Source organism: Kitasatospora sp. NPDC048545 (assembly GCF_040651155.1).
Taxonomy (GTDB): domain Bacteria; phylum Actinomycetota; class Actinomycetes; order Streptomycetales; family Streptomycetaceae; genus Kitasatospora.
The window spans coordinates 16,559-36,437 of sequence record NZ_JBEZIQ010000083.1 but is presented as its reverse complement, the minus strand read 5'-3'; the positions used below and the strand labels follow the sequence as shown (position 1 = coordinate 36,437).

The 19,879-nt window shown below is 70.7% G+C and carries 19 protein-coding genes; 6 read left to right on the top strand and 13 right to left on the bottom strand.

Translation table 11 applies throughout. The annotated features are described in order from the left end of the window. The first annotated feature begins 775 nt into the window (after positions 1 to 775). Positions 776 to 1,123, top strand: coding sequence for an SEL1-like repeat protein (locus AB0D10_RS42640; RefSeq protein ID WP_360267295.1), 348 nt, complete (start codon positions 776 to 778; stop codon positions 1,121 to 1,123). After that, complete coding sequence (locus tag AB0D10_RS42635; RefSeq protein WP_360267293.1) at positions 1,120 to 1,404, top strand: hypothetical protein; 285 nt, start codon at positions 1,120 to 1,122, stop codon at positions 1,402 to 1,404. The genes AB0D10_RS42640 and AB0D10_RS42635 overlap by 4 nt, the downstream gene beginning before the upstream one ends. 71 nt (positions 1,405 to 1,475) lie before the next feature. Here the strand turns inward: AB0D10_RS42635 and AB0D10_RS42630 are convergent, their stop codons facing one another. The 6 genes from AB0D10_RS42630 to AB0D10_RS42605 form a co-directional block, all read right to left on the bottom strand. After that, the gene (locus tag AB0D10_RS42630; protein WP_360267290.1) at positions 1,476 to 2,054 is read right to left on the bottom strand and encodes a hypothetical protein; all 579 of its coding nucleotides are present in this window, start codon (positions 2,052 to 2,054) and stop codon (positions 1,476 to 1,478) included. Next, the gene (locus AB0D10_RS42625; RefSeq protein ID WP_360267288.1) at positions 2,051 to 2,266 is read right to left on the bottom strand and encodes a hypothetical protein; all 216 of its coding nucleotides are present in this window, start codon (positions 2,264 to 2,266) and stop codon (positions 2,051 to 2,053) included. Before AB0D10_RS42625 ends, AB0D10_RS42630 begins: the two co-directional genes overlap by 4 nt. After that, entirely contained in the window at positions 2,247 to 2,414 is a 168-nt protein-coding gene (locus tag AB0D10_RS42620) for a hypothetical protein (protein WP_360267285.1), read from the bottom strand. Before AB0D10_RS42620 ends, AB0D10_RS42625 begins: the two co-directional genes overlap by 20 nt. Positions 2,415 to 3,528: 1,114 nt before the next feature. Then, positions 3,529 to 4,743, bottom strand: coding sequence for a ParB/RepB/Spo0J family partition protein (locus AB0D10_RS42615; RefSeq protein WP_360267283.1), 1,215 nt, complete (start codon positions 4,741 to 4,743; stop codon positions 3,529 to 3,531). Then, positions 4,740 to 5,939, bottom strand: a complete 1,200-nt coding sequence (locus AB0D10_RS42610) for a ParA family protein (RefSeq protein ID WP_360267280.1) — start codon at positions 5,937 to 5,939, stop codon at positions 4,740 to 4,742. Before AB0D10_RS42610 ends, AB0D10_RS42615 begins: the two co-directional genes overlap by 4 nt. A gap of 756 nt (positions 5,940 to 6,695) precedes the next feature. Continuing rightward, a complete protein-coding gene (locus tag AB0D10_RS42605; protein ID WP_360267278.1) occupies positions 6,696 to 6,833 on the bottom strand; it encodes a hypothetical protein in 138 nt (45 codons plus the stop codon). Positions 6,834 to 7,046: 213 nt separating this feature from the next. On the opposite strand from AB0D10_RS42605, the gene AB0D10_RS42600 reads away from it, so the two are divergent. Further along, on the top strand, positions 7,047 to 7,394 hold the full coding sequence (locus AB0D10_RS42600) for a hypothetical protein (RefSeq protein ID WP_360267275.1): 348 nt from the start codon (positions 7,047 to 7,049) through the stop codon (positions 7,392 to 7,394). Here AB0D10_RS42600 and AB0D10_RS42595 read toward each other — a convergent pair. The 3 genes from AB0D10_RS42595 to AB0D10_RS42585 all read right to left on the bottom strand — a co-directional run bounded on the left by AB0D10_RS42595 (position 7,391) and on the right by AB0D10_RS42585 (position 9,479). Next, on the bottom strand, positions 7,391 to 7,807 hold the full coding sequence (locus tag AB0D10_RS42595) for a hypothetical protein (protein ID WP_360267273.1): 417 nt from the start codon (positions 7,805 to 7,807) through the stop codon (positions 7,391 to 7,393). The genes AB0D10_RS42600 and AB0D10_RS42595 overlap by 4 nt on opposite strands. Positions 7,808 to 7,930: 123 nt before the next feature. Next, positions 7,931 to 8,791, bottom strand: coding sequence for a hypothetical protein (locus AB0D10_RS42590; protein ID WP_360267270.1), 861 nt, complete (start codon positions 8,789 to 8,791; stop codon positions 7,931 to 7,933). Between the two features lie 100 nt (positions 8,792 to 8,891). After that, complete coding sequence (locus AB0D10_RS42585; protein ID WP_360267268.1) at positions 8,892 to 9,479, bottom strand: AAA family ATPase; 588 nt, start codon at positions 9,477 to 9,479, stop codon at positions 8,892 to 8,894. A gap of 41 nt (positions 9,480 to 9,520) precedes the next feature. On the opposite strand from AB0D10_RS42585, the gene AB0D10_RS42580 reads away from it, so the two are divergent. The 3 genes from AB0D10_RS42580 to AB0D10_RS42570 are packed head-to-tail and all read left to right on the top strand — an operon-like array spanning position 9,521 to position 13,502. Continuing rightward, on the top strand, positions 9,521 to 10,636 hold the full coding sequence (locus AB0D10_RS42580; RefSeq protein WP_360267265.1) for a tyrosine-type recombinase/integrase: 1,116 nt from the start codon (positions 9,521 to 9,523) through the stop codon (positions 10,634 to 10,636). Further along, a complete protein-coding gene (locus AB0D10_RS42575) occupies positions 10,633 to 10,986 on the top strand; it encodes a helix-turn-helix transcriptional regulator (protein WP_360267262.1) in 354 nt (117 codons plus the stop codon). The genes AB0D10_RS42580 and AB0D10_RS42575 overlap by 4 nt, the downstream gene beginning before the upstream one ends. A gap of 26 nt (positions 10,987 to 11,012) precedes the next feature. Then, entirely contained in the window at positions 11,013 to 13,502 is a 2,490-nt protein-coding gene (locus tag AB0D10_RS42570; protein WP_360267260.1) for a hypothetical protein, read from the top strand. Between the two features lie 1,043 nt (positions 13,503 to 14,545). Here the strand turns inward: AB0D10_RS42570 and AB0D10_RS42565 are convergent. From AB0D10_RS42565 to AB0D10_RS42550, 4 genes are all read right to left on the bottom strand, one after another. Then, complete coding sequence (locus tag AB0D10_RS42565; RefSeq protein WP_360267257.1) at positions 14,546 to 16,216, bottom strand: PQQ-binding-like beta-propeller repeat protein; 1,671 nt, start codon at positions 16,214 to 16,216, stop codon at positions 14,546 to 14,548. Positions 16,217 to 16,539: 323 nt separating this feature from the next. Continuing rightward, positions 16,540 to 16,920, bottom strand: coding sequence for a hypothetical protein (locus AB0D10_RS42560; RefSeq protein ID WP_360267254.1), 381 nt, complete (start codon positions 16,918 to 16,920; stop codon positions 16,540 to 16,542). Between the two features lie 122 nt (positions 16,921 to 17,042). Beyond that, entirely contained in the window at positions 17,043 to 17,402 is a 360-nt protein-coding gene (locus AB0D10_RS42555) for a hypothetical protein (RefSeq protein WP_360267251.1), read from the bottom strand. Positions 17,403 to 17,435: 33 nt separating this feature from the next. Then, complete coding sequence (locus AB0D10_RS42550) at positions 17,436 to 19,763, bottom strand: hypothetical protein (RefSeq protein ID WP_360267248.1); 2,328 nt, start codon at positions 19,761 to 19,763, stop codon at positions 17,436 to 17,438. Positions 19,764 to 19,879: the final 116 nt, after the last annotated feature.

Here is a 19,879-nt window from a genome sequence, read left to right as displayed (position 1 = left end):
GCAAGGGGAAGCTCGTTGTGTGCGAGCACGGGATCGCGACGGCGGACTCACTGGCGAGCCGGGCCGGAAGCCACCTTCGGCCACGGCCCGACGGCCGCAGCCGGGGGAGGGAAGCCGAATAGCGGCCGAGTGACGGCGACACCCCTCCCAGCCCGGCCAACCGTTGGACGACTATTCGCACCAGCTGACCGTGGTACCCCCGACCGCCGACGACCCCTACTGGTCACACCGCTGACGACGCGCCCCCGAGGAAGCTGCGAACATCCGCACCGTGCAGACGGCCCCGCTGCACCTCGGAAAGCCCGGAAGCGGCCGCCCTCTGCACTACAACCCGTCGCAGGCCAACGTGGATGCCAACCGCGCGGCCGCGTGCCCGCCAGCCGGCCCCGGCCCACACCCACACACAACTGCGACGAGTACCCCTTCGCCTCGACCGACGAAGGCACTGCGCACAACCCCGCACCCAACAGCGGCTCGGTCTGGACTCCCAAGGCCGAGCAGGACAGCCAGCGCGGCTACATCTCGAGCTTCTACGCGGCCTGGCGCATCCTGCCCGGTGACGGACCGATGCTCCTCGTCGCTGGGCAGGATGCGGCTGAGGGCGAACGCTGGGTAGATGCCGGGCTTGCCTGGATCGAGGCTGCCAAGTTGGGCAGCCTGGACGGCGCGAACGCCGTCAGCAGATTCGCAGCCCCCCCCCCCCACACACACACACATCAGACCGCTCGATGATGCGGGAGACCCTGGCGCGCAGGCTCTGATGGTGGGGATCTTGATGGACTACTTCACCGAAGACGCCCTTCCGATGGCGGTCGGCTATGCCAGGGCCGCGGCCGCCGCTGGTCACGCCGCAGGCCTTCACGCTTTCGGTTTCATGCTGGTGCGGGGCAAGGGAGTGGAGGAGGATCGTGACGAGGCTCTGGAGCTGTTTCGTGCGGCAGCCGCGAAAGGCGACGCATACGGGGCCTTCAACGCTGCGGTCGCCCAGGGGGAAGGCAACTGTCGCGCTGACCGCGACGAGTACCTCCGACTGCTGACCCAGCCGCCGACGGGGGCATCACGCAGGCTGCCCCGGCGCTGGGAGACGAGTTGGCGGCCGACAGACGCAACGAGGAAGCCTTGAGCTGGTACGTGCGGGCAGCCGAGGACGGCCACGCTGGCGCGGCGGATGTCGCGGCCGACTGGTACCGGGACGGCGTCGGTACGGAAGCCGACCCCGTGCAGGCCATGCGCTGGCTCCTCCTGCTGACCGCGCAATTGAACGTCGACGCCGTTCACCGAGCCCACCAGGTTGGCGCGCGGATGACGGACGAGGCGATCCTCGAAGCAGGACGGCTCGCGGATCAGCCCACCGAAGCCCAGAGCATGGTCTCCACGCTCGCGAGAGCCCGCGAGCGCGCATGACAACCCCGAAGCGCCAGGGCACCGTCCTGATCCGGCCTTTCACGAAACTGCGGTCAGAGCCCCCGAATACCTCAGCCTTCGCGGACCCACGCCGTGAAGTCGTTGGCGAGTCCGGGCGGGTTGGCCGCCTCGGTCCGGCGAGCGATCCCCTCGTAGTACTCCAGTTCGTGGAGGATCACCGGCACTGGCTTGCTGATCACGCTCTTGATGACGCCATCGTTGTGGAGGTCGCGAGCGAGATGGACGCATGCCCGGTTGAAGTTGGCCTCGATCAGCGCGGCGGTCGGTCCCACGGTTGCGATCCAGTCCTCGGGGTGGGTGGGCTCGTCATACCAAAGTCCGAGTTCACTGATCCACCGGTGGCGTGCCGCGGCTCCGTCGGGGTCTCGGGTGAGGTCGCCGATGACCGTGAGCTCGTTCTGCAGCCAGAAGGCGTAGTTCCAGCGGGCTTCCGCCTCGTCGGAGGCGTTCGCGGTGGTGCGTCGGAACTGGGCTTCGGTGTTGTATCCGATGGTCAGGGTGGGCTGTCGTGGGTCGTCCCTCTCGTTGTCGATGAAGAACGAGATGACGTAGATGTCCTCTGCCTCGCCAGCCGGGATCGAGCTGATCGCTCGCTCGGCAAGGGCGCGGAGATGGTCCTGGAAGGTCACGGGGCTGGAGCCTCTCGAGTGCGGTTGCTGACGTCGTCGGCGTAAGCGGCCCAGTCGCCGGCGGCGGCCCGCTGCCATTTGACGGCGACGTTTATGTGGATGCCCAGGGTGCGGGCGAGGATCACGGAGGGCAGCTCAGTGGCGAGCTGGAACAGCGCGGTCGAGCGGGCCTCGGCGAGCCGAATGCCGAGCTTACGGGGCCTTTCGCCCATGGCCCAGGCGCTGATCGGGCGGCCCCGGCTGGCCGCTGGGGAAGAGCCAGGGCGAGTCGGTCTGGGCGAGGACCGCGTGGCTGCGGCGGACGGATACCTGCTGCAGGGCCAGCTCGGCGACGGTGCCGTGTACCGCGAAGACCCTCAACTCCTGGGCCAAAATCCTTGGAAGGCCCCCGTGAGGGCCTGTGCGTCACCCTGGAAGCCTGCCATACCGGATGCCAGCTGAAAGGCTGGCCAAGGCGCCTTGCAGCTCTCCATTTCTTTAGCGTGGGCATGTCAAAACATCCAAATTAGTCCATCTCGCGAGATAACTGTCCCTATTTATAGGCATCCTGACTGGCGCTATCCCACGCCGAGCCGACAGGCCTCGATGTAAACGCCGTTTACGGGCAGGCCGCTCCAACGAGCCACCCTCCGACGCGTGGACCCCATCCGCGGTGTAAACGCCGTTTACACCGCGCTCCCGGCAAGCTGTCGACAGTACCCTGCGGCGCGTACTCGTCCAGGCGGTCGAGCACCGTGGTGGCAACGACCCTCAGCTCATCGGGCTGAAGAAAGCGGAGGAGCCAGCTCGCCACACCCTCAAGGTCACGCCAGTCGGGAACCGCCGCACCCGCCGACGGCGCCACCGCCGTGCCGGCCTGCTGCCCCTGCCGGACCAGGTCGGCGGAACCCTCCCCCAGTGCCGATACACCCCGGTCGCTGCCACCGGCAGCACCGTCGCGCTGATCTGGCAGACCGGAGGTGTAAACGCCGTTTACACCAGCAGACCGCTCCAACGAGCCATCCGCCGGCGCCTGGACCCCAGCCGAGGTGTAAACGCCGTTTACACCACCCTCGTTCACACCACCCTCAACAGGTGCAGAGGCACGACCAGCCGCCTCCGATTCCGTCTCAGGAGACCCTTGCTGCCCAGGCCAGCGCCCTGATTCACGACGCCTGTCGGGGAGGCGAACGTGATCACCACAATGTTGTGGTCGTCCTTCTCGATGGTCGCCTGGCATGCGAAGTCCTGCTGGCACCGGCCGGCCCGCGCGTAGCCCGGCGTTCGTTCGTCGACCGCGGCGGTCGACCTGCAGTGGCAGAAGCCCGCAGGGTCAGCGTTCAGTGGCGACCAGTCAGGGTCCAATGAGGCGGGACTCCCAGCTGACGTGTAAACGCCGTTTACACGCCACCGCCGAGTCGCCCGTCCCGCCCAGAGAAAAACGGCCTGAGCACCCTTGAGGTACCCAGGCCGTTCTGTCGCCATCCTCCGCCGATCAGCTGCCGGCAGGACGCTGTGGTGCGTACTCGTCCAGGCGGTCGAGCACCGTGGTGGCAACGACCCTCAGCTCATCGGGCTGAAGAAAGCGGAGGAGCCAGCTCGCCACACCCTCAAGGTCACGCCAGTCGGGAACCGCCGCACCCGCCGACGGCGCCACCGCCGTGCCGGCCTGCTGCCCCTGCCGGACCAGGTCGGCGGAACCCTCCCCCAGTGCCGATACACCCCGGTCGCTGCCACCGGCAGCACCGTCGCGCTGATCTGGCAGACCGGAGGTGTAAACGCCGTTTACACCAGCAGACCGCTCCAACGAGCCATCCGCCGGCGCCTGGACCCCAGCCGAGGTGTAAACGCCGTTTACACCACCCTCGTTCACACCACCCTCAACAGGTGCAGAGGCACGACCAGCCGCGTCCGCCCCCGCCGGACGATTCGCTTCCCTGGCCGCGCGCTTTGCCTTCGCGGCCTGCTTCTCGGCGGCCGCCTCCTTCGCGGCCTGAGCCCTCTGGAGCTGCTCGGCCTGGGTGATCTTCCCTGACCGAGCCTCGGCACCGATCTTGCGCGCGTCCTCGATCGCCAGCTCTCCGGTCCCCGCCTGCTCCTGGAGCTCGGGCGCGAGGTGGAGCAGGGCCAGCCGCTGACCCACCCAGGCACGGGACTTGCCCAGCGCCCGCGCGACGGCCGCCTGGTTGCCCTCGTAGACCGTGTCCAGCAGCTGCTCGATCGCCTGGGCCTCCTCGAAGGGCAACACGTCCTCACGGTGCGCGTTGGCGATCAGCGCCGCCTCGACCATGTCCGAGGCACGCGAGACCAGGTCGTCCTGGAGGTCCACCCGCAACGTCGCCAGCCCCGCCTGCCGCGCGGCCATCAGACGGCGATTACCGTCGAGCGCGACGAAGTCCGCCTCGCCGATCGCGTCCGCCTGATCCGGATGCGCATCGAGGAACGCTCCGCGGCTCACCACCGTCACGGAAACGATCTGCCGGCGGGCCAGGCTCTCGGCGAGCTCGCCGATCGACCCGTCGTCGATGGTCTTCCGGGGATTGAGCGGATTGAAAACGATCGAGGACACCGGCGCCGACGACGCACGCCGAACCCGGCCAGTGGCGTCCAGCGCCTCGCTGCGCGCCCGCACCTCGTCGCCACGCGACGCACCCTGCGCCAGCGCCCCGAACGACCCGCCGCCACCCTGCAGCTTCTTCGCGACACTCACGAGAGCCCCCGGCGGATCTCACGCATGCGCTGCGCCTGGATGGATGTGGGTGCGTACATGAGCAGCGGCTGCTTGACGTGGACGGCCTCGCGCTGCTCTTTGAGGTCGGGAACAACGGAGACGACGGGCGGTGTGCCCAGGGACTGCCAGTTGTCGAGGGAGTGCGTGGCGACGTAGCCCTTGCGCTTGTCGAACTTGTTGACGACGAGTCCGAGCCGGTCGATGTCGACCTCGTAGTCGAGGCTGACGGTGCGGATCTGGCTGTCGAGCATGGCGTAGGCGTCTGCGGAGGAGTCCTCGGCCTCCACCGGGACGAGGACGCCGGAGGTGCCGGGTGCCTCGTTCTTGCGGCGGTGTCCGTAGTAGAGGCCGGCGTCCATTGCCAGGCCGAGGTTCGGCGGGGCGTCGATCACGATGACGTCGAAGTGTCCTTCGAGTGGGGCGAGGGCGCGCTGGAGGCTGGTCTCGCGGGGGCCGCGGACGGATCCGAGGCGGGAGTCGAGCAGGAACGCGTCGAAGCTCGAGGGCAGCAGGCTGAGGCGGCCTTCGAAGTGGTCGGGCTCGATCGTCACGACCTGGTCGAGCAGGGATCCGGCCACGCGGTCACGGTCGACCATGTGGGTTACCAGGCTCTCTTCGCCCGGCGGGATCTGCTTGACGCCGAGCTGGGAGGTCAGGTGGCCCTGCGGGTCGTAGTCGACGAGCAGGGTGCGCAGCCCGGGCAGCGCTGGCAGCTTGGAGGAGCCGGTGCTGGCGGGCAGGCCGAGCGCTATGGCCTGGCCTGTGCCGGCGGCGATGGTGGTCTTGCCGACGCCGCCCTTCTGGTTGCAGACGACGATGCGCCGGGTGTACTTGGGGATCGCCAGCTCGGTCAGGGGGACGTTGTGCGAGTCGATCCACACGCGGATCGCCTGGGCGAGGCCCTGGACGAAGGAGATTCCTCGGCTTGTGCAGTCCTTCTTGAAGGAGTCGTACAGGCCGGTGGGGAGCCAGGTGTTCCAGCTTTCGGCGCCGGCCGTGTCGATAGTCGGGTTGCTCTCGGCCGGTCGGAGACGCCACTGCTCGACGGCCTGGTTGACGGCGTCCTGCATGTCGATGCCGAGCTGCGCGGCCCGGGTCTTGAGTTCCTGGCGGAGGGCTACAGGCAGCTTGGACGCAACCTTTTCCCTCCCTCCTTCGAGGTTTTGAGACGTCATGGCGTCACCATAGTGGCGTCATGGGGGTTTAGGCACATCCCGGGGCTGTGTGTCTTCGGTTTCTCTTCCGCCCGGGGTGTAAACGGCGTTTACACGAGGGACCCGCGCCTGGGCGGCAATGCCGCTCGCGCGGTCGTCTCGCCCTGGTCCTGGCCCTTGAGGTGCACGCGGATCCGGCCGGCCCCTGTGCCCGGCTCCGCGGCGGCCCTGGCCAGGTTCGGAAGGCCTGCCCCACCGCCGGGTGATGACCCGGCCTCGAAACACGAAGGGCCCGTCCCTCAGCTCAGCGCCGAGGAGACGGGCCCTTCACCGCGCCGGCGATCGGACCACCAAACCGCCGGCCGCTGATCCGGACGACGGCCGTGAGGCGAGCGGGCCCGAACCCCACGATGTGGACAGCACGGCTCCACGCCCTGGGCCGGACGCCGCCCCGCGCACCGGATCCGCCAGGCGTGGGAAAACCGTCAGACCGCGTGCGACAACAGCCGGTCGCGGCACCTCCAAGCGGACGCAGGCCAGTCAGGGAAGGCAGAAACCCTCTCCCCCACCCACCGCAGCCGCTGGCCGGTGAGGGCCTTGTAGGCGTGCTGGGTCGGTGAGGAAGGCGGCGAGGAGGCCGGCCATCGAGTTCCGGGGTCTCCGCAGGAATGGGCCTCACCCAGGAGTCCTCTACGGCGTAAAGACCCGGAAACACAGAAGGGCCCGCCTCCTCCGGTGTCAAAGCCGGGGAAGGCGGGCCCTTCTGTGTGCTGGGGATCAGGCCGGAACGAGGGTGCCCGCACGGTCGAGGCCGATCGCGCGACTGACGGTGGCGAGGGTGTCGGTCCAGTCGCCGGCGTGGTGGACCGCGCGGTCGTCCACGTAGCAGGCCGCACCCAACTTGGTGCTGGTCACGAGGATCGGGCCCCGGGTGGTCCAGTAGGCCCGGTCTTTGGACGGGTCGACGAACGCCTCCAGCCCGGAGTACCAGGTGATCCTCAGGGGGCGTCACCTGCATGGTGTGACGTGGCGGGGGGGGGGCTGTCGTTGGTGCTCCGAGAATCGTTCTCGGGGGGTGTGGCTCTGTGGCGGGTTGTTGCACGCATCCGTCGGACCCTGGAGTTGCACATGCGGGCCTTTCCTGTCGTCCTGCCGTCGGGCAGCCGGTACTGGACGGTCATCGACGATGACCTGAACGTCGTTCCGGTGGTCGACCACTGGCTGCGGTACCTGCGGTTCGGCAGGAGCCGGGCCGAGCTGACTACCAGGGCCCACGCCAGCGGGGCCGCGCTCTATCTGCGCTGGTGCCGCGAGACCGGTCGACAGTGGCCGGACGCCGCCCGTGACCTCGGCCTGTTCATGGTCTGGCTGAAGTACACGCCGTCGCGCCCGCCGGCCGGGGAGGAAGTACTGCTGCTCGGGCCGGGTGCCGAACCGGCGCGGCGTGTGGTCCTCCATCAGGTGGGCGGTGTCTAAAGGAGGGGGAGCTGGTTCTCGTCCGGCTGCTCGGGGTCCTCGGTGCGGGCGTGGGCGTGGTCGCGGGCGTTGTGGTGGGCGTCGTCGGTGCGCTCGCACACCAGCCGACCGTCGGGGAGCTCGTCCCATTCGTGGCTGCTGACGGCGTCGTCGGCAGCGCCCTCGGGGGTGTCGTGGTGGGGGATGAACTCGTCCTCGACCAGGTCGCCGCAGACGCCGCACCTGGCGGTCCAGCACAGCGACGGGACAGCGATGTCGGCGCCCGAGCGGGCCGCGCCCTCGCGGCGCCAGGCGTAGCCGTGGTGGAGGACCAGGGCGTGGGTGACGGGCTGGAGCGGAGAGCCGTCGTCCAGGTCGGCGGCCGCGGCGTTGTGCTCGGCCGAAGCCATCAGCGCGGTGGCGAGGTCGGGCATCTCCAGCAGGGCGCCGGGGCCGGTGAGCCACAGCTCCCAGGGCCGGTCCGGGGCGCAGCCGCTGGTCGGGGTCGGTGGTGAAGAGGCCGCGGCGGCCGGCCTGGGCCAGGGCGGGGCTGGTGGTCATCTGCGGTGTCTCCTTCGACGGGTCGGCCCCGGCCCGCTGGGGTGCGGGCCGGGGCTGGGCCGGGTGGTCGGGCCGGGGCTGGTGGCGGGGCGGTCTGCTGTCGGGTGTGGCCGACTACAGCAGGCCAGTGGCGTGGGCCGCCGCCTCCTGGTCGCGGTTGTCGTCCCCGTCGGCTTGGTCCTCGCCGTCGGCGGTCGGGGCGGGGCGGAACTCGCGATGGCGAGGTCCTGGCCGAGGGCGGCGCACGGGTCGCCGTCCTCACCCTCGCTGTCGGTGGGCTGCGCGGTGTCGGCGGCGGGTGCGTCCAGGAGCGCGGCCAGGTCGCCGATGGTGTGGATCTGCACCGGCTGCTCGCCGTCGCGGGCGAACAGGTAGGTGCGGCTGTTGTAGCCGTCGTGGTCGGTCGGGCGCGGGACGGCCAGCAGGCGTGCGGTGGGTGTGATCTCGCACGTCGCGGTGCCGTCCGGGCTGCCGGTCCAGTTCTCCGCATTGGTGAGCGCGCCGTAGCTGTAGTCGAGGCGGGCGGCACCGGAGGCGGCGCGGGCGGCGGCGTCGGCGCAGACGTCGGTGGCCAGCTGCTCTCGGGTCGGCGCCGGGACCGTCTCGCGGGCCGGGCCGTGGTGCTCGGCTCCGAGGCGGCGGCGCAGCGGGGTGAGGGCCTTGTAGGCGGTCTGGTGGGTGATCAGGGCGGCGAGGGCTCCGGTGGCCAGGGCGAGGGTGATGCGGGTTTCGGCCAGGCGGGTGGTGAGGGCGCGGTAGGTGGTGAGGCCGGCGGTGGCCGCAGCGGTGACGGTGGCGATGCCGTCGGCGGTGTCGAGGGCGGTGCGGGCCAGGCGGGTGCGCAGGGTGTCGGTCACGGGGTCCTCCGGGAGTCGGGTTGGGTGTCGGCCGGGCGGCCGCGCCGCTCACCACTGCGGCCTGCTCGCCGGGCCTGGGTGGCTCGGCGGCTGGGGGGCGTCAGTGCCCGGTGCTGGGGTGGTGGCGGATCTCGTCCCACCCTTCGCGGGGGAGGAGGGCGTGGGCGGAGCGGGCCATGCGGTGCTGCCAGCGCAGGACGTCCTCCGGAACGCGCTGGTGGTCGGGCCTGGCCGCGTTCCGTGCGAGACAGAGGTGCAGTGGGGCGTCGACCAGGACCGCGACGGCTCGACGGCCGTGCTGGTGGGCCAGCTCCACCAGCTGGAGCCGGTGCTGCGCCTCGACCGAGGTGTTGTCCACGTAGGTCGTGGCGCCGCGGCGCGCCCGGTTCAGGAGGACGTGGTGCTGGAGCAGGACGGCGTCGGCGGTGGCGGCCTGGTCGCCGGGCTCGGAGACGATCGCGCGCAGGGTGTCCAGGCTGACGATCTGGTGTGGCGGGACGGTGCGCAGGGCCGAGGACTTGCCGCTGGCCGCGCACCCGATCATGGCGACCAGGTCGCCGAAGGCCGGGGAGTTGCATTGGATGCAGGCCTCGCGGCCGTGCAACACGTTGGCCTGCGGCTGACCGTAGCAGCCCGAGGGGCAGGGAACGACGGCTTCTGAGCAGGCAAGATGACGTAGATCGGTCATGTGATGCATGATCCTTCCATCTGGTGCAAGGGGAGGGTCGAGTGGTTCGGCAGGATGCGGCACCCCAGGGTTCGGCGCGTCTGGAGCTGGTCGACGGTGTCTCGCTGCTGCACCCCGAGGACGCGGTGTTCGAGGCGATGCTGAGCGGCTGGGAGCGGCAGCAGCGCGGCCGGCGGCTGGAGCCGGACACGATCAAGGAGCGGCGTCGCATCGTGCGCCGGTTCGCTGTGTTCAGCGGCGAGTACCCGTGGCTGTGGTCGGCCGCGCACATGGACGAGTGGACCGACTCGCTGATCGCCGAGCACGGGAGGGCGAAGTCGACGATCCGCTCGTACCAGGGCGCGATACGGCTGTTCTGCGACTTCATCACCTCGCCCCACTACGCCTGGGTCGAGGAGTGCGAGGTCCGGTTCGGGACCCACCCGGTGCAGGTCTGCCACGAGTGGAACACCGCGGTCCACCTGGAGGACTACGAAGGGGATCCGGATCGACGGCCGATGACCCGAGAGGAAGTCCAGACCCTGTTCGACTACGCCGACGACCGCGTGGAGGAGGCTGTGCGGCGGGGCAGGAAGGGCGCACTGACGGCTTACCGGGACGCCACGGTCTTCAAGGCGATCTACGGGTGGGGCCTGCGATGCCGGGAGGTGTCGCGGCTGGATGTCACGGACTTCTACCGCAACCCGAAGGCGCCTGAGCTGGGGCGCTTCGGCAACATGCACGTCCGGTACGGCAAAGCGAGCAAGGGCTCGGGACCGCGGCGCCGGATGGTGGCCAGCGTGATGCCGTGGGCGGTGGAGACGTTGGAGGACTACCTGGTCAACATCCGGCCCAGGTTTCGCCACCACGCCGGCCGCCGGGCGGTGTGGCTGACCGAGCGCGGCGGGCGGTTGCAGCCTCGGGAGATCGAGGAGCGGTTCGCGACCTACCGCGACGCGCTGGACATGGACAAGGAGCTGGTCCCGCACTGCCTGCGGCACTCGTACGTGACCCACCTGATCGAGGATGGGGCGGACCCGAAGTTCGTACAGGAGCAGGTCGGGCACCGGTTCGCTTCCACCACCGCGATCTACACCGGGGTCAGCACGGACTTCATGAACACGATGATGCGCAAGGCGCTGGATCGCGCCTTCACCACCGAAGGGCAGATGGCATGACCGCGAAGCTCGACTACCGTTGGCACCTGAGGGAGCTCATGGCCGCCCGCGGCATGTTCTCCACGACCGATCTGCGGCCGCTGCTGGCCGAGCGGGGGGTGGACCTGTCGCCGAGCCAGACCTACCGGCTGGTGGTGGAGAAGCCCGAGCGGCTGAGCATGAAGACGCTCATGGCCCTGCTGGACATCCTGGGCTGCCGCATGGACGACCTCATCGAGCCGGTCCGCGCCGCATCCCGCGGCCGCCGGACGGCCTCCGACGCGGCGCCCGTGCCGGGCGGGGAACGGCCGGAGCCGGGCGTGGGCTCGTTCAGGCCCAAGCGGGCCCGTGTCCTGCCCGGTCCGCAGTGACTGGTACCGAACCGGCTCCGCGCTTCTTGACCGAGCCGCGCTCTGTAATCGCCGAGGCGGTCGCGGCCGCGGACCCCGGCATACCCGAGCCGGCCATTGCCCTGGCCGTCGACCGGGTCGCCGACACCCGCGCGAAGCAACGTCGGCTCGCCCAGGCCCTCGCCGCTGACCCAGCCCTGCTGGCCTCGGGCCGCCCAGAGGGGCCGCGGCTGATCGAGCTGCTGGTGCGCGAACTGCTGCTGCACGGCCAGAACCGCCTGGTGCTGCCCCGCTGCGCGGGCTGCGGCAAGCAGGGCGTCCTCAACCGCGTCGACGGGACCCGGCGCATCTGCTCGACGTGCGGCAACAAGGCGACCGGCAGCGGCCCGCAGCCGTGCGCGGTCTGCGGCCAGAGGCGGCAGGTTGCGGGCCGCGACCGGGAGGGCCGGCCGCTGTGCGGGCGGCACCGCCAGGAGCCGGTGGACGGGCACGCCGAGGTCCGTCGGCTCCTGGGCCGGGCGTGCACCGGCCTGAGCGACGACGAGCTTGCCGCCGTCGTCACCGAAGTGCTGCCGCTTCCCGCACAGCAGCAGGCCATGGCACGGGACCTGACCAACCGCCCGGACCTGCTGACCGGGCAGGGCGCTCACGGTTCTCCCCGCGTGATCGCCCTGATCGCGGCTCTGGTCGCCCGAGGCGCCACCAACATCACCGTGCCGGCCTGCCCCATCTGTCAGCGCGTGGCCCCGCTGAACTACGCCCGCGATAACGCGCGGTGCTGCCGCCGCTGCTACGACCAAGCCCGGCTCCAGCCCTGCTCCTCGTGCAAGATCCCTTCGCCGGTGACGACCCGCACCGCCGACGGCGAGCCCCTGTGCGCCCCGTGCATGCGCCGCGACCCGGTCAACCACGAACCCTGCACCCAGTGCGGCCGTGTCGCTCTGACCCACCGCGACGCGGCCGGCCGGGCCGTGTGCGGCAGGTGCCAGCGGCCCCCTACGGCCATCTGTTCCGTCTGCCAGGTCCGCAAGCCGTGCCACTACGCCGACACCAACGCTCCACGCTGCGCGACCTGTACCAGGCGAAGCAACCGCGCACCATGCTCGAACTGTGGCATCCACCGCGTCATCAACGCACGCGGGTCAGAGGGTGACCCACTCTGCGCACCGTGCAGCCGTCGCCACGAGGTGTGCTCGGCCTGCGGCACCCTCCGGTACGCCTACGCCCGCTCGGCCGACGGCGAGAACCTGTGCAAGGTCTGCTACGCCAAGGACCCGATCTCCTTCCGACACTGCACCGGATGCGGCAGCCTTGAACGCCTCCACCACCACGGACTCTGTCCGGCCTGCGCCGCCAGGCGCCAGCTGCGCGCCCTGCTCGCCGGCCCGGCCGACCAGGTGCACCCGCGCCACGAGCCGATCGCCGCCGCGCTCACCGCAGGGCCGCCGTCCTCGCTCCTGCTGTGGCTCAAGCGCCCCGGCAGCCGGGAGCTGGTGGTGCGGCTGCGCGACCTCACCGAGCCCCTCACCCACGCCACGCTCGACGCGATGCAGCCGCCGAAAGCCATCAACCATCTACGTGCCGCGCTCACCGCCCACGGCGTCCTGCCGGGGCGCGACGAGCACCTGGCCGCCTTCGAGCGGTGGCTGCCCGGGGCCGTCGCCGCGATCGGCGACCATGACGACCGGGTCGTCATCAAGAGCTTCGCGACGTGGTTCCACCTCAACAAGCTCCGGCGCCGTGCTCGGCGCTGGCCGCTGACCCACGGCCAGTACCAGACCGCCAAGGGGGACATCCAGGCCGCCATCCGCCTGCTCGCCTGGCTGCGCGAGCACGGCACAACCCTGTCAGCCTGCACTCAGGCCGACATCGACCTGTGGCTCACCTCGAAAACCGGGGGCCGGATCCTGGTCCGCAACTTCCTCATTTGGTCTGCCAACCGCGGCCACTCCCGTCCCCTATCCGTCCCCGAACGCAAGGGAACCCGCGGCCCGGACACGTTCCCCGACGCCGAATTGCGGTGGAGCATCAGCAAACGCCTGCTGCACGACACCTCACTAGCGACCGGCGACCGCGTCGCCGGCTGCCTCGTCCTGCTCTACGGCCAGCCCGTCAGCCGGATCACCCACCTGACGACCAACCACGTCCTCGACACCGGCGACGCCCTCCACCTACACCTGGGCGCCAAGCCGCTGGAGATCCCCGCACCGCTGGCCGACCTGATCCGCCAGCTCGTCCGCACCCGCCGCGGCTACGGGGCCCTCGGACACACCGACGAGCACAGCTGGCTCTTCCCCGGCGTGCGCGCCGGCCGCCCCATCAGCGCCCAACGCCAAGCAGCCAGGCTCTACCAACTGGGCATCAAGACCCGCGCCGGGCGATCCACCGCCCTGCTGGACCTGGCCGCTGAACTACCAGCCTCCGTCCTCAGCGACCTCCTCGGCATAAGCATCCGCACCGCCACAGGCTGGTCCGAAGAAGCCGGCAACACCCGCCCCGGCTATGCGGCAGAGGTCTCTCGTCGGGCCAAGCGCTGACAGACGGTCGCGGTTGCCGGGGCCCCGGAGCGTGCAGGCACGGGTCGCCGGCTCTCGCCGTTCGTGCGCCACCACGTCAAACATGCTCGGCCGGTCTCCTGCTAACTGCCTCAACTGCCCGGCGGACTGCGGTCTTTACGGATACCCACAGCGGGCTTGATGACGTCAGCCGGCCTCAGCCAGGGCGGGCCCGGCCATACACGGCGCCGAGCCAGCCCTGGCTGCCCCGGTCAGTGTCAAATACGTGCCTAGTACCCGGGACGGCCCCAGTGGGTGACCGAAACGGTGATCGAGGCCGGCTCTGACGTCTTCTCCAGAACAGTGAGAGCCCAGAGAGCGCCTGTGCTGTTGTCTGCCATGCAGTAGCGGGCTCCGACCTCGCCGGCGATCCCCTTGACGTGGGATCCCGCGCCGTTCACGACCCGTTGGCAGCCTCGGGCATCATTGATCGGCTCAGCGGTCTGAAAGAGTCCAGGGTTAACGTATGCCAGCACTGTCATTTGTCCCGGCGTATCCGGCCAAGTGCCGCATTTGATGGCATACAGGCTGTCTCCGAGGCGCATTTGGGTACTCACCTCGGGAGGAAGGTCCCCGGGGGTAAGGGTTGAACGCCCAACATTCACCAGCTTGCCGCTCGGTACAGGCTGGTCCCCATACAGCCCCGGGGTATCCAACTCGCAAGCATCCGGCGATACAAAACTGTCAGTCTTGAGAGTGACCTTTGCGTCCGCATACCTGAGCGGTAACTCGGCTTCCCCTGTCGCGTTTGACGATGCGGACGCAGTCTTCTGCGGCGGCGGGGACGCCGATGTTGTAGTGGTCGGGGCAGGTACAACTGCTTGGGAGCAACCCACAAGGGCAAAGGCAAACGTCATCAAGGCCATCAGCCCAGGCTGTGCAGCGATCAAACGACGCTTCATCTTGCGGAACCCCCCGATGAGTGGACCGGCCGAGCAGCGTCAAGCATAGGTAGACGTCCGGTGGCAGAAAAGGTAGTTGGAGAACCTGGGCTGATGGCCCGGCTCTCGGGTCGCTCACCACCGTTAGCGGCGCAGGGCGTACAGATGGCCGCTGTCCGACACGGTGCCGTCCGCCCCTCGGTTCTTTCTGGTGGCGATGAAGACGGTGTCCTTGCCGATGGCGGGGTTCTCCATTACCTGGCCCTCGCTGGTGTATGTCCAGCGTTCCGTACCGGTCGCCGCGTCGACGGCGCGCAGCTTGCCGTCCCAACCTCCGAAGTAGACGACCCCGTCGGCCAGGGCGGGTGAGGAGAAGATGAAGTCGCCGGTGGACACCGACCAGCGCTTCGTCCCGGTGGCCGCGTCGAGGGCGTAGAAGATCTTGTTGCTGCAGCCAAAGTAGACCAGGCCGCCGGAGACCACGGGGTCGGAGGAGATCTGATCGTCGGTGCCCTCGGTCCGGAACTTCCAGCGCTCCGAGCCGTCGGCGGTGTTCACCGCAAAGAACGTGCCCTTCGTCCCGCCGATGAAGACCGTCCCGTCTGCCACGACGGGGGAAGAGTCGTGGAATGCCTCACCGCTCGGGAAGGCCCACAGCGGGTTTCCGGTCGCCTCGTCCAGCGCGTAGAGGTGGCCGTCGCGGCTGCCGGCGTACACAACGCCCTTGCTGACAGCCGGGGACGAGACGATGCGGTCCTTGGCGGTGAACGACCAGCGCTTTGTGCCCGTGGCGGCGTCCACAGCGTGAAGGACATCATTCCAGCCGCCAACGAACACCATGCCGTCGGCAACCGTCGGCGCCTTCATCGGCGCCTGGTTGGAGGCGCCGGTGTGGTACTTCCAGAGCATCCCCGCGTCGTTGCCAGCATGCAGGACACCGTTGTGGTCAACGAGGTAGAAGTTCCTGCCCGACACGGCCAGAGCGCCGGGCACCCCGAACTCATTGTCATCCAGGTGCAGCGTGGACCTTACGGTTCCGCTGGAGGCGTCGACCACCAGCAGGTCGATCCCCGTGGAGGAGCTGTAGCTGAGGTAGTAGACCTTGCCATCGCTGACCACGGGGGAGGCGAACGCCCACGGGTTCCTGGGGATCGACCACAACTCGGAGGCCTTCGAAGCGGCGGCCGGCGCCGCCGATTGTGCGTTGGTCCGGCCCTCCTGCCCGTCGGTGGTGCCGAAGGGCAGGCTGGTGACGGACTTTTCGTTTGTCGGCGGGGAGTCCCCGCCGCCGATGAGCTGCACACCGCCGTAGCCGGCGAGCGCCAGGACGACGATGACCAGGGCAAGGACCACCAGTGCCCAGGGGTCGCCGTTGCGGATCTTGTTGATGATTTGGTCCCGGCCTGCAAAGTTGCCCCGGACCTTGTTGCCTGTCCCCTGGATGGTGATGCCTCCGCCGGAGGCGACGTTGGCGGGCGCAGCCGCAGCAGGCTGAGGTCCCGGCTCCGCAGCGGGCATGGTGCTGGTGAGCTGGACGACGAAGGGCTGGTCGGCAGCCATCACGGTCACCAGGGCGCTGTGAAGGCTAGCCTGGGCTGCGGGCTCCTGGGGGGCCGCGTCGAACGTGGCCACGGCCGCACTCTGCCCGGCGCCCGTGAGCCGGGTTCGGACCAGATCCCCGACCAGCGAGGCGGCGGCGCTGCCCGCGCTGGTGGCGGCCGCTGTGGCGGCGGTTGCCATCAGCTGGACCACGGCTGAGGCAAGATCGTCTAACGCGCTCATCGAGATTGTCCCCCCCTGGACGACAACGGTCATGCCCATGCTTCCAGACGGACCGGTGGCTCAAGCTTGCAGAAGCCCAATCGCAACCTGCCCCGCTGCGTCCTCAAGACACGCTCGAGGTGGCTCCGAATCCGTTGCCGATCACGGTCGGACAGCCGCGCCACCCTTGCCCGGACGGAGCAGCATGGCTCTCGATCGCGTTGCCTAAAGACCCGGTACTCCGCACCTTCGAATAGCCGGACTTACCAGCAGGGGCGAAGGTGAGGTTCACGGGCGGTGCCTTTCGGTTCGGGGGTAGCGGGGCAGGGCCGGCTGCTGCGCCGAAGCGGTCCGGCGCAGCAGCCGGGCGGGGGGCGTCAGTTGCGGCCGGGCGGGAGTGCCTTGGTGGTCGGCTCGGTGGCGGCCTGGCGGTGCTGGAGGGCGAGCCAGGCCCCGGCCGCGGTCATCAGCCGGCCGTCGCCGAGGGCGTCCAGCGGGGCGGTGTCGATGTCGTGCATCAGCTCGGCCGGGTCGAGGGGGCGCATGAAAACGACCGGCGCGTACCGGATGACCTCGTCGGTGGCCAGGACCTGCACGGTGGCCTTGTCCTTGAGGTAGTGGTTGTCGCACAGGACCTTGCAGACCTGGGTGTGGTCGGGGTGGCCGGCGAGGTAGCGGTCGGCGTCGCGGAAGAGCACGTAGGTGCCGGGGAGCGGCTTGTCCGGGGCCTGGGTGGTCTGGGGCTGGGTGGTGGGCATCGCGGGTCCCTTCGTCGGGTCGGTGCCGGCCGGGCGGCCGGTCCCTGTCCCCGGATGCGCGCCGCCCGCCGGGCTGGGTGCCGGGCGGGCGGTGCGGTCCGGGGGCGAGGCCGGCGGCCGGGTCAGCTGATGAGCGCGAGGACCAGGACGAAGAGGAGCACGGGCACGACGGCGACGACGGAGCGCGGGATGTCGATGCAGCCCTTGAGCCGCTCGATCTCGTCGCTGATCGCCTCGCACTCGGCGAGCGTCCGGGCATGGGCGCGGGAGCCGGCGGGGACGTTGGCGAGGGTCTGGCTGCGCTCGTGGAGGAGCTCGCGGTGGGCGGCGATGCGGGCGTCACGGTCTATGGCAAACAGGGCGGTGTCCCCTTCCGGGATCGGTTCGGTGAGCGGGTTGGTGGTGCGGGAGGATGGGGGCAGGCCGGTGGCGAGACCGGCCCGCCGGCGCTCTCGGGCGCCTTGGCCTCCGGGGTGCTTCATTCATCCCGGAGGCCGCTCGCGTTGAGCGCTCGGTTACGCAGCGCGAGCGGCGGGCTTGAGCGCGGGCTCGTCCGCCTCGACCGCGTCGCGCACCCGCTGGCAGGTGCTGCGCGTCTGCTCGGGCGTGCCGGTGAGCAGTCCGCGCTCGGTGAGCGCGGCGTGGATTTCGGCGGCGCGCGGGCGGTGGTCGAGAGCGTCGAACAGTGCGCGGACGGTCGCCTTGCGGGCGTACATGAGCGCGGCGTCGCTCATCGGCGTTGCCTGGTGAGCGTCGCCGCCCTGCGGGGCGGCGGGCGGGAGCGCGCGCTGAGCGCCACTGGTCCCGCGACCTGCGGCGATCTCGCGCTCATGTGAGCGCGCGCCGTGAGCGTCCGGTCCGAAGGCGGCCGTGCCGTGAGCGGCGGGCAGCGGCTGGCCGCCGTGCGGCGGGCGCGGGGCGGGGACCTCGTGAGCGCCGCCGGTGGCTGCGGTGGGCGCGGCCGGAGCGGGAGCGGGCGCGGCCTGCTCGCCGTGAGCGTCCTTGCCGTGGTCGATGAGCTCGTGCACGCGCCAGATCGCGATGGGCACGACCATCGCGAGCGGGATCGCCAGGCCCCACTGGATCTTCCACTCTCCGTGAGCGTCCTGGGCGACGCCGAGCAGATGGAGGTCGGTGAGGATCGCGGCGATCTGGCACAGCATCATCACGCCGAGCGCGATGCGGGTCTCCTTGTGCATCTTGCTGCGGGTCGCGGCGATCACCCAGCCGTCCAGGCAGACGGCGAGGAACCACGCCAGGCTGGTGTCCATGCCGGCCACGACCGCGAGCTGGTGCTCGCGCGTGCTGGTGAAGATGATGCCCGCCCACAGGACGGCGCGGGTGAGCAGCCAGGGGATGCGGCCCAGGTACCAGCGGTGGGCCCGCCGGTACCAGCGGTGGTGGCGGGCGGCCATGGCCTCCTCCAGGCGCTGCTGCTCCTCGGTCAGTTCCGTGACCCGGGCCTCGGCCTCGGCGACCTGCGCCAGGGCCTCGGCGACGACCTTGTCCGCGTCGCGCCGGGCAGTGTTGCGGATCCGCTCGGCGTCGGCGTCGGCCTTGCCGCGCTTCGAGCTGGCCTGGCGCAGTTCCTCGCCGGTGGCCGCCTTGGCCTCGTCGATGGCGGCCTGGGCGTCCTCGCGCAGGCGCTGGACGGCGGCCTGGCCGCGCTCGCGCAGTTCGGCGGCCTGGCGGGCGCCCTCCTCGCGGAGCTCCTGCGCGTCGGCCTCGGCCTCCTCCCGCAGCCGGCGGGCCTCGGCGTCGGAGTCCTCGCGAACCGTGTCGGCGTCCGTGCGGGCGGCCTCGGTGACGCGCGCGGCCGTCGCCTCGGCCTCCTGGCGGGTCTCCTCGGCCTGCTCCTCGGCCGCCGCGATGATCTGACGGGCGGTCTCGGCGGCCCGGGTGCGGATCGCCTCCGCCTCGGTGGCGGCCTCGGTCAGGGTCCGGTCGGCCGCCGCGGCCGCATCCCGCTGCACCGTGGCCGCCAGCTCCCGCGCGCCGGTCAGGTCCTGCTCGGCCTGGGCACGGTCGGCGGCGGCCTTCTCCCGGGTGCGCTCCAGCTGGTGGCGGGCGTCGTCGACCTGCTCCTGGACGTCGGCGAGGTCGCCAGCGGCCCGGCGCAGCGTCGCCTCCGCCTCGCGGTCGGCCTCCCCGAGCACCTTCGCGGCCTGCTCCTCGGCGGTGGCAGTGATGCCGGCCGCCACGGCCTGGGCCCGCTCCTCGGCGTCGGCGACGATCCGCTCCGCCTCCTGCTCGGCCTGGGCGCGGACGTCGGCGGCGCGCTGCTCGGCGTCGGCCAGCAGCGCCGCGGCCCGCTCGGTGGCCTCCTCCAGCAGCCGGTCGGCCGCCGCGTGGGCGTCGGTGTCGGTGCGCTCGCGCTGTTCCCGGGCGGCCTTCTCGGCTTCGGCGCGGATCGTCTCGGCGTTGTGGCGGGCGGCGTCGAGGATCCATCCGCCCATCCGGTCGGCACGCTGCGTGATGGCCTCTGCCTCTGCGGCGGCGTCCGCTCGCAGCTGCTCGGCCTCCGCCGCCCACTGCCCGGCGGTGGCCAGCTCGCGGCCGGCCTGCTCGGCGGCGTGCTCCAGGACGGCGAGCGCCTGGTCCTCCGCGAGGGCCAGGACGTCGGCCGCGCGGTCGGCGGCGTCGGCCAGGACCGGGTCGGCGGCCGGCCGAGCGACGAAGGTCTCGGGGAGGACCTCCGGGGTCTTCGGCGGGGCGCTGGCGGGGGTCTGCGGGCGGGGCTCGGGGACGGCGGCGGGGGCCTTGGCGGCGGTCTTCTTGGCGGCGCGGTGCCGGCGCGGGGTGGTGGTGCGGGCCGGGGTCATCGGGCGGTTCTCCTTCTGCACTCGGGTGACGGTGCGTGACGTGTATGGGGTGTCGGGGTTGTCGGGGGTGGGTGCCCTGCAGGCGGGTGTCTGGGGCCCGCCGGGCGTGTTTTCGGGGGGTCTCCTGGACCCCAGAC

Coding starts and splice junctions, on each gene's coding strand:
- AB0D10_RS42560 (WP_360267254.1), bottom strand. CDS start 16,920: ATGCCCACCACCCAGCCCCAGACCACCCAGGCCCCGGACAAGCCGCTC.
- AB0D10_RS42585 (WP_360267268.1), bottom strand. CDS start 9,479: ATGACCGATCTACGTCATCTTGCCTGCTCAGAAGCCGTCGTTCCCTGC.
- AB0D10_RS42595 (WP_360267273.1), bottom strand. CDS start 7,807: ATGCCCGACCTCGCCACCGCGCTGATGGCTTCGGCCGAGCACAACGCC.
- AB0D10_RS42610 (WP_360267280.1), bottom strand. CDS start 5,939: ATGACGTCTCAAAACCTCGAAGGAGGGAGGGAAAAGGTTGCGTCCAAG.
- AB0D10_RS42640 (WP_360267295.1), top strand. CDS start 776: ATGGACTACTTCACCGAAGACGCCCTTCCGATGGCGGTCGGCTATGCC.
- AB0D10_RS42625 (WP_360267288.1), bottom strand. CDS start 2,266: ATGGGCGAAAGGCCCCGTAAGCTCGGCATTCGGCTCGCCGAGGCCCGC.
- AB0D10_RS42575 (WP_360267262.1), top strand. CDS start 10,633: ATGACCGCGAAGCTCGACTACCGTTGGCACCTGAGGGAGCTCATGGCC.
- AB0D10_RS42565 (WP_360267257.1), bottom strand. CDS start 16,216: ATGACCGTTGTCGTCCAGGGGGGGACAATCTCGATGAGCGCGTTAGAC.
- AB0D10_RS42555 (WP_360267251.1), bottom strand. CDS start 17,402: ATGAAGCACCCCGGAGGCCAAGGCGCCCGAGAGCGCCGGCGGGCCGGT.
- AB0D10_RS42600 (WP_360267275.1), top strand. CDS start 7,047: ATGCGGGCCTTTCCTGTCGTCCTGCCGTCGGGCAGCCGGTACTGGACG.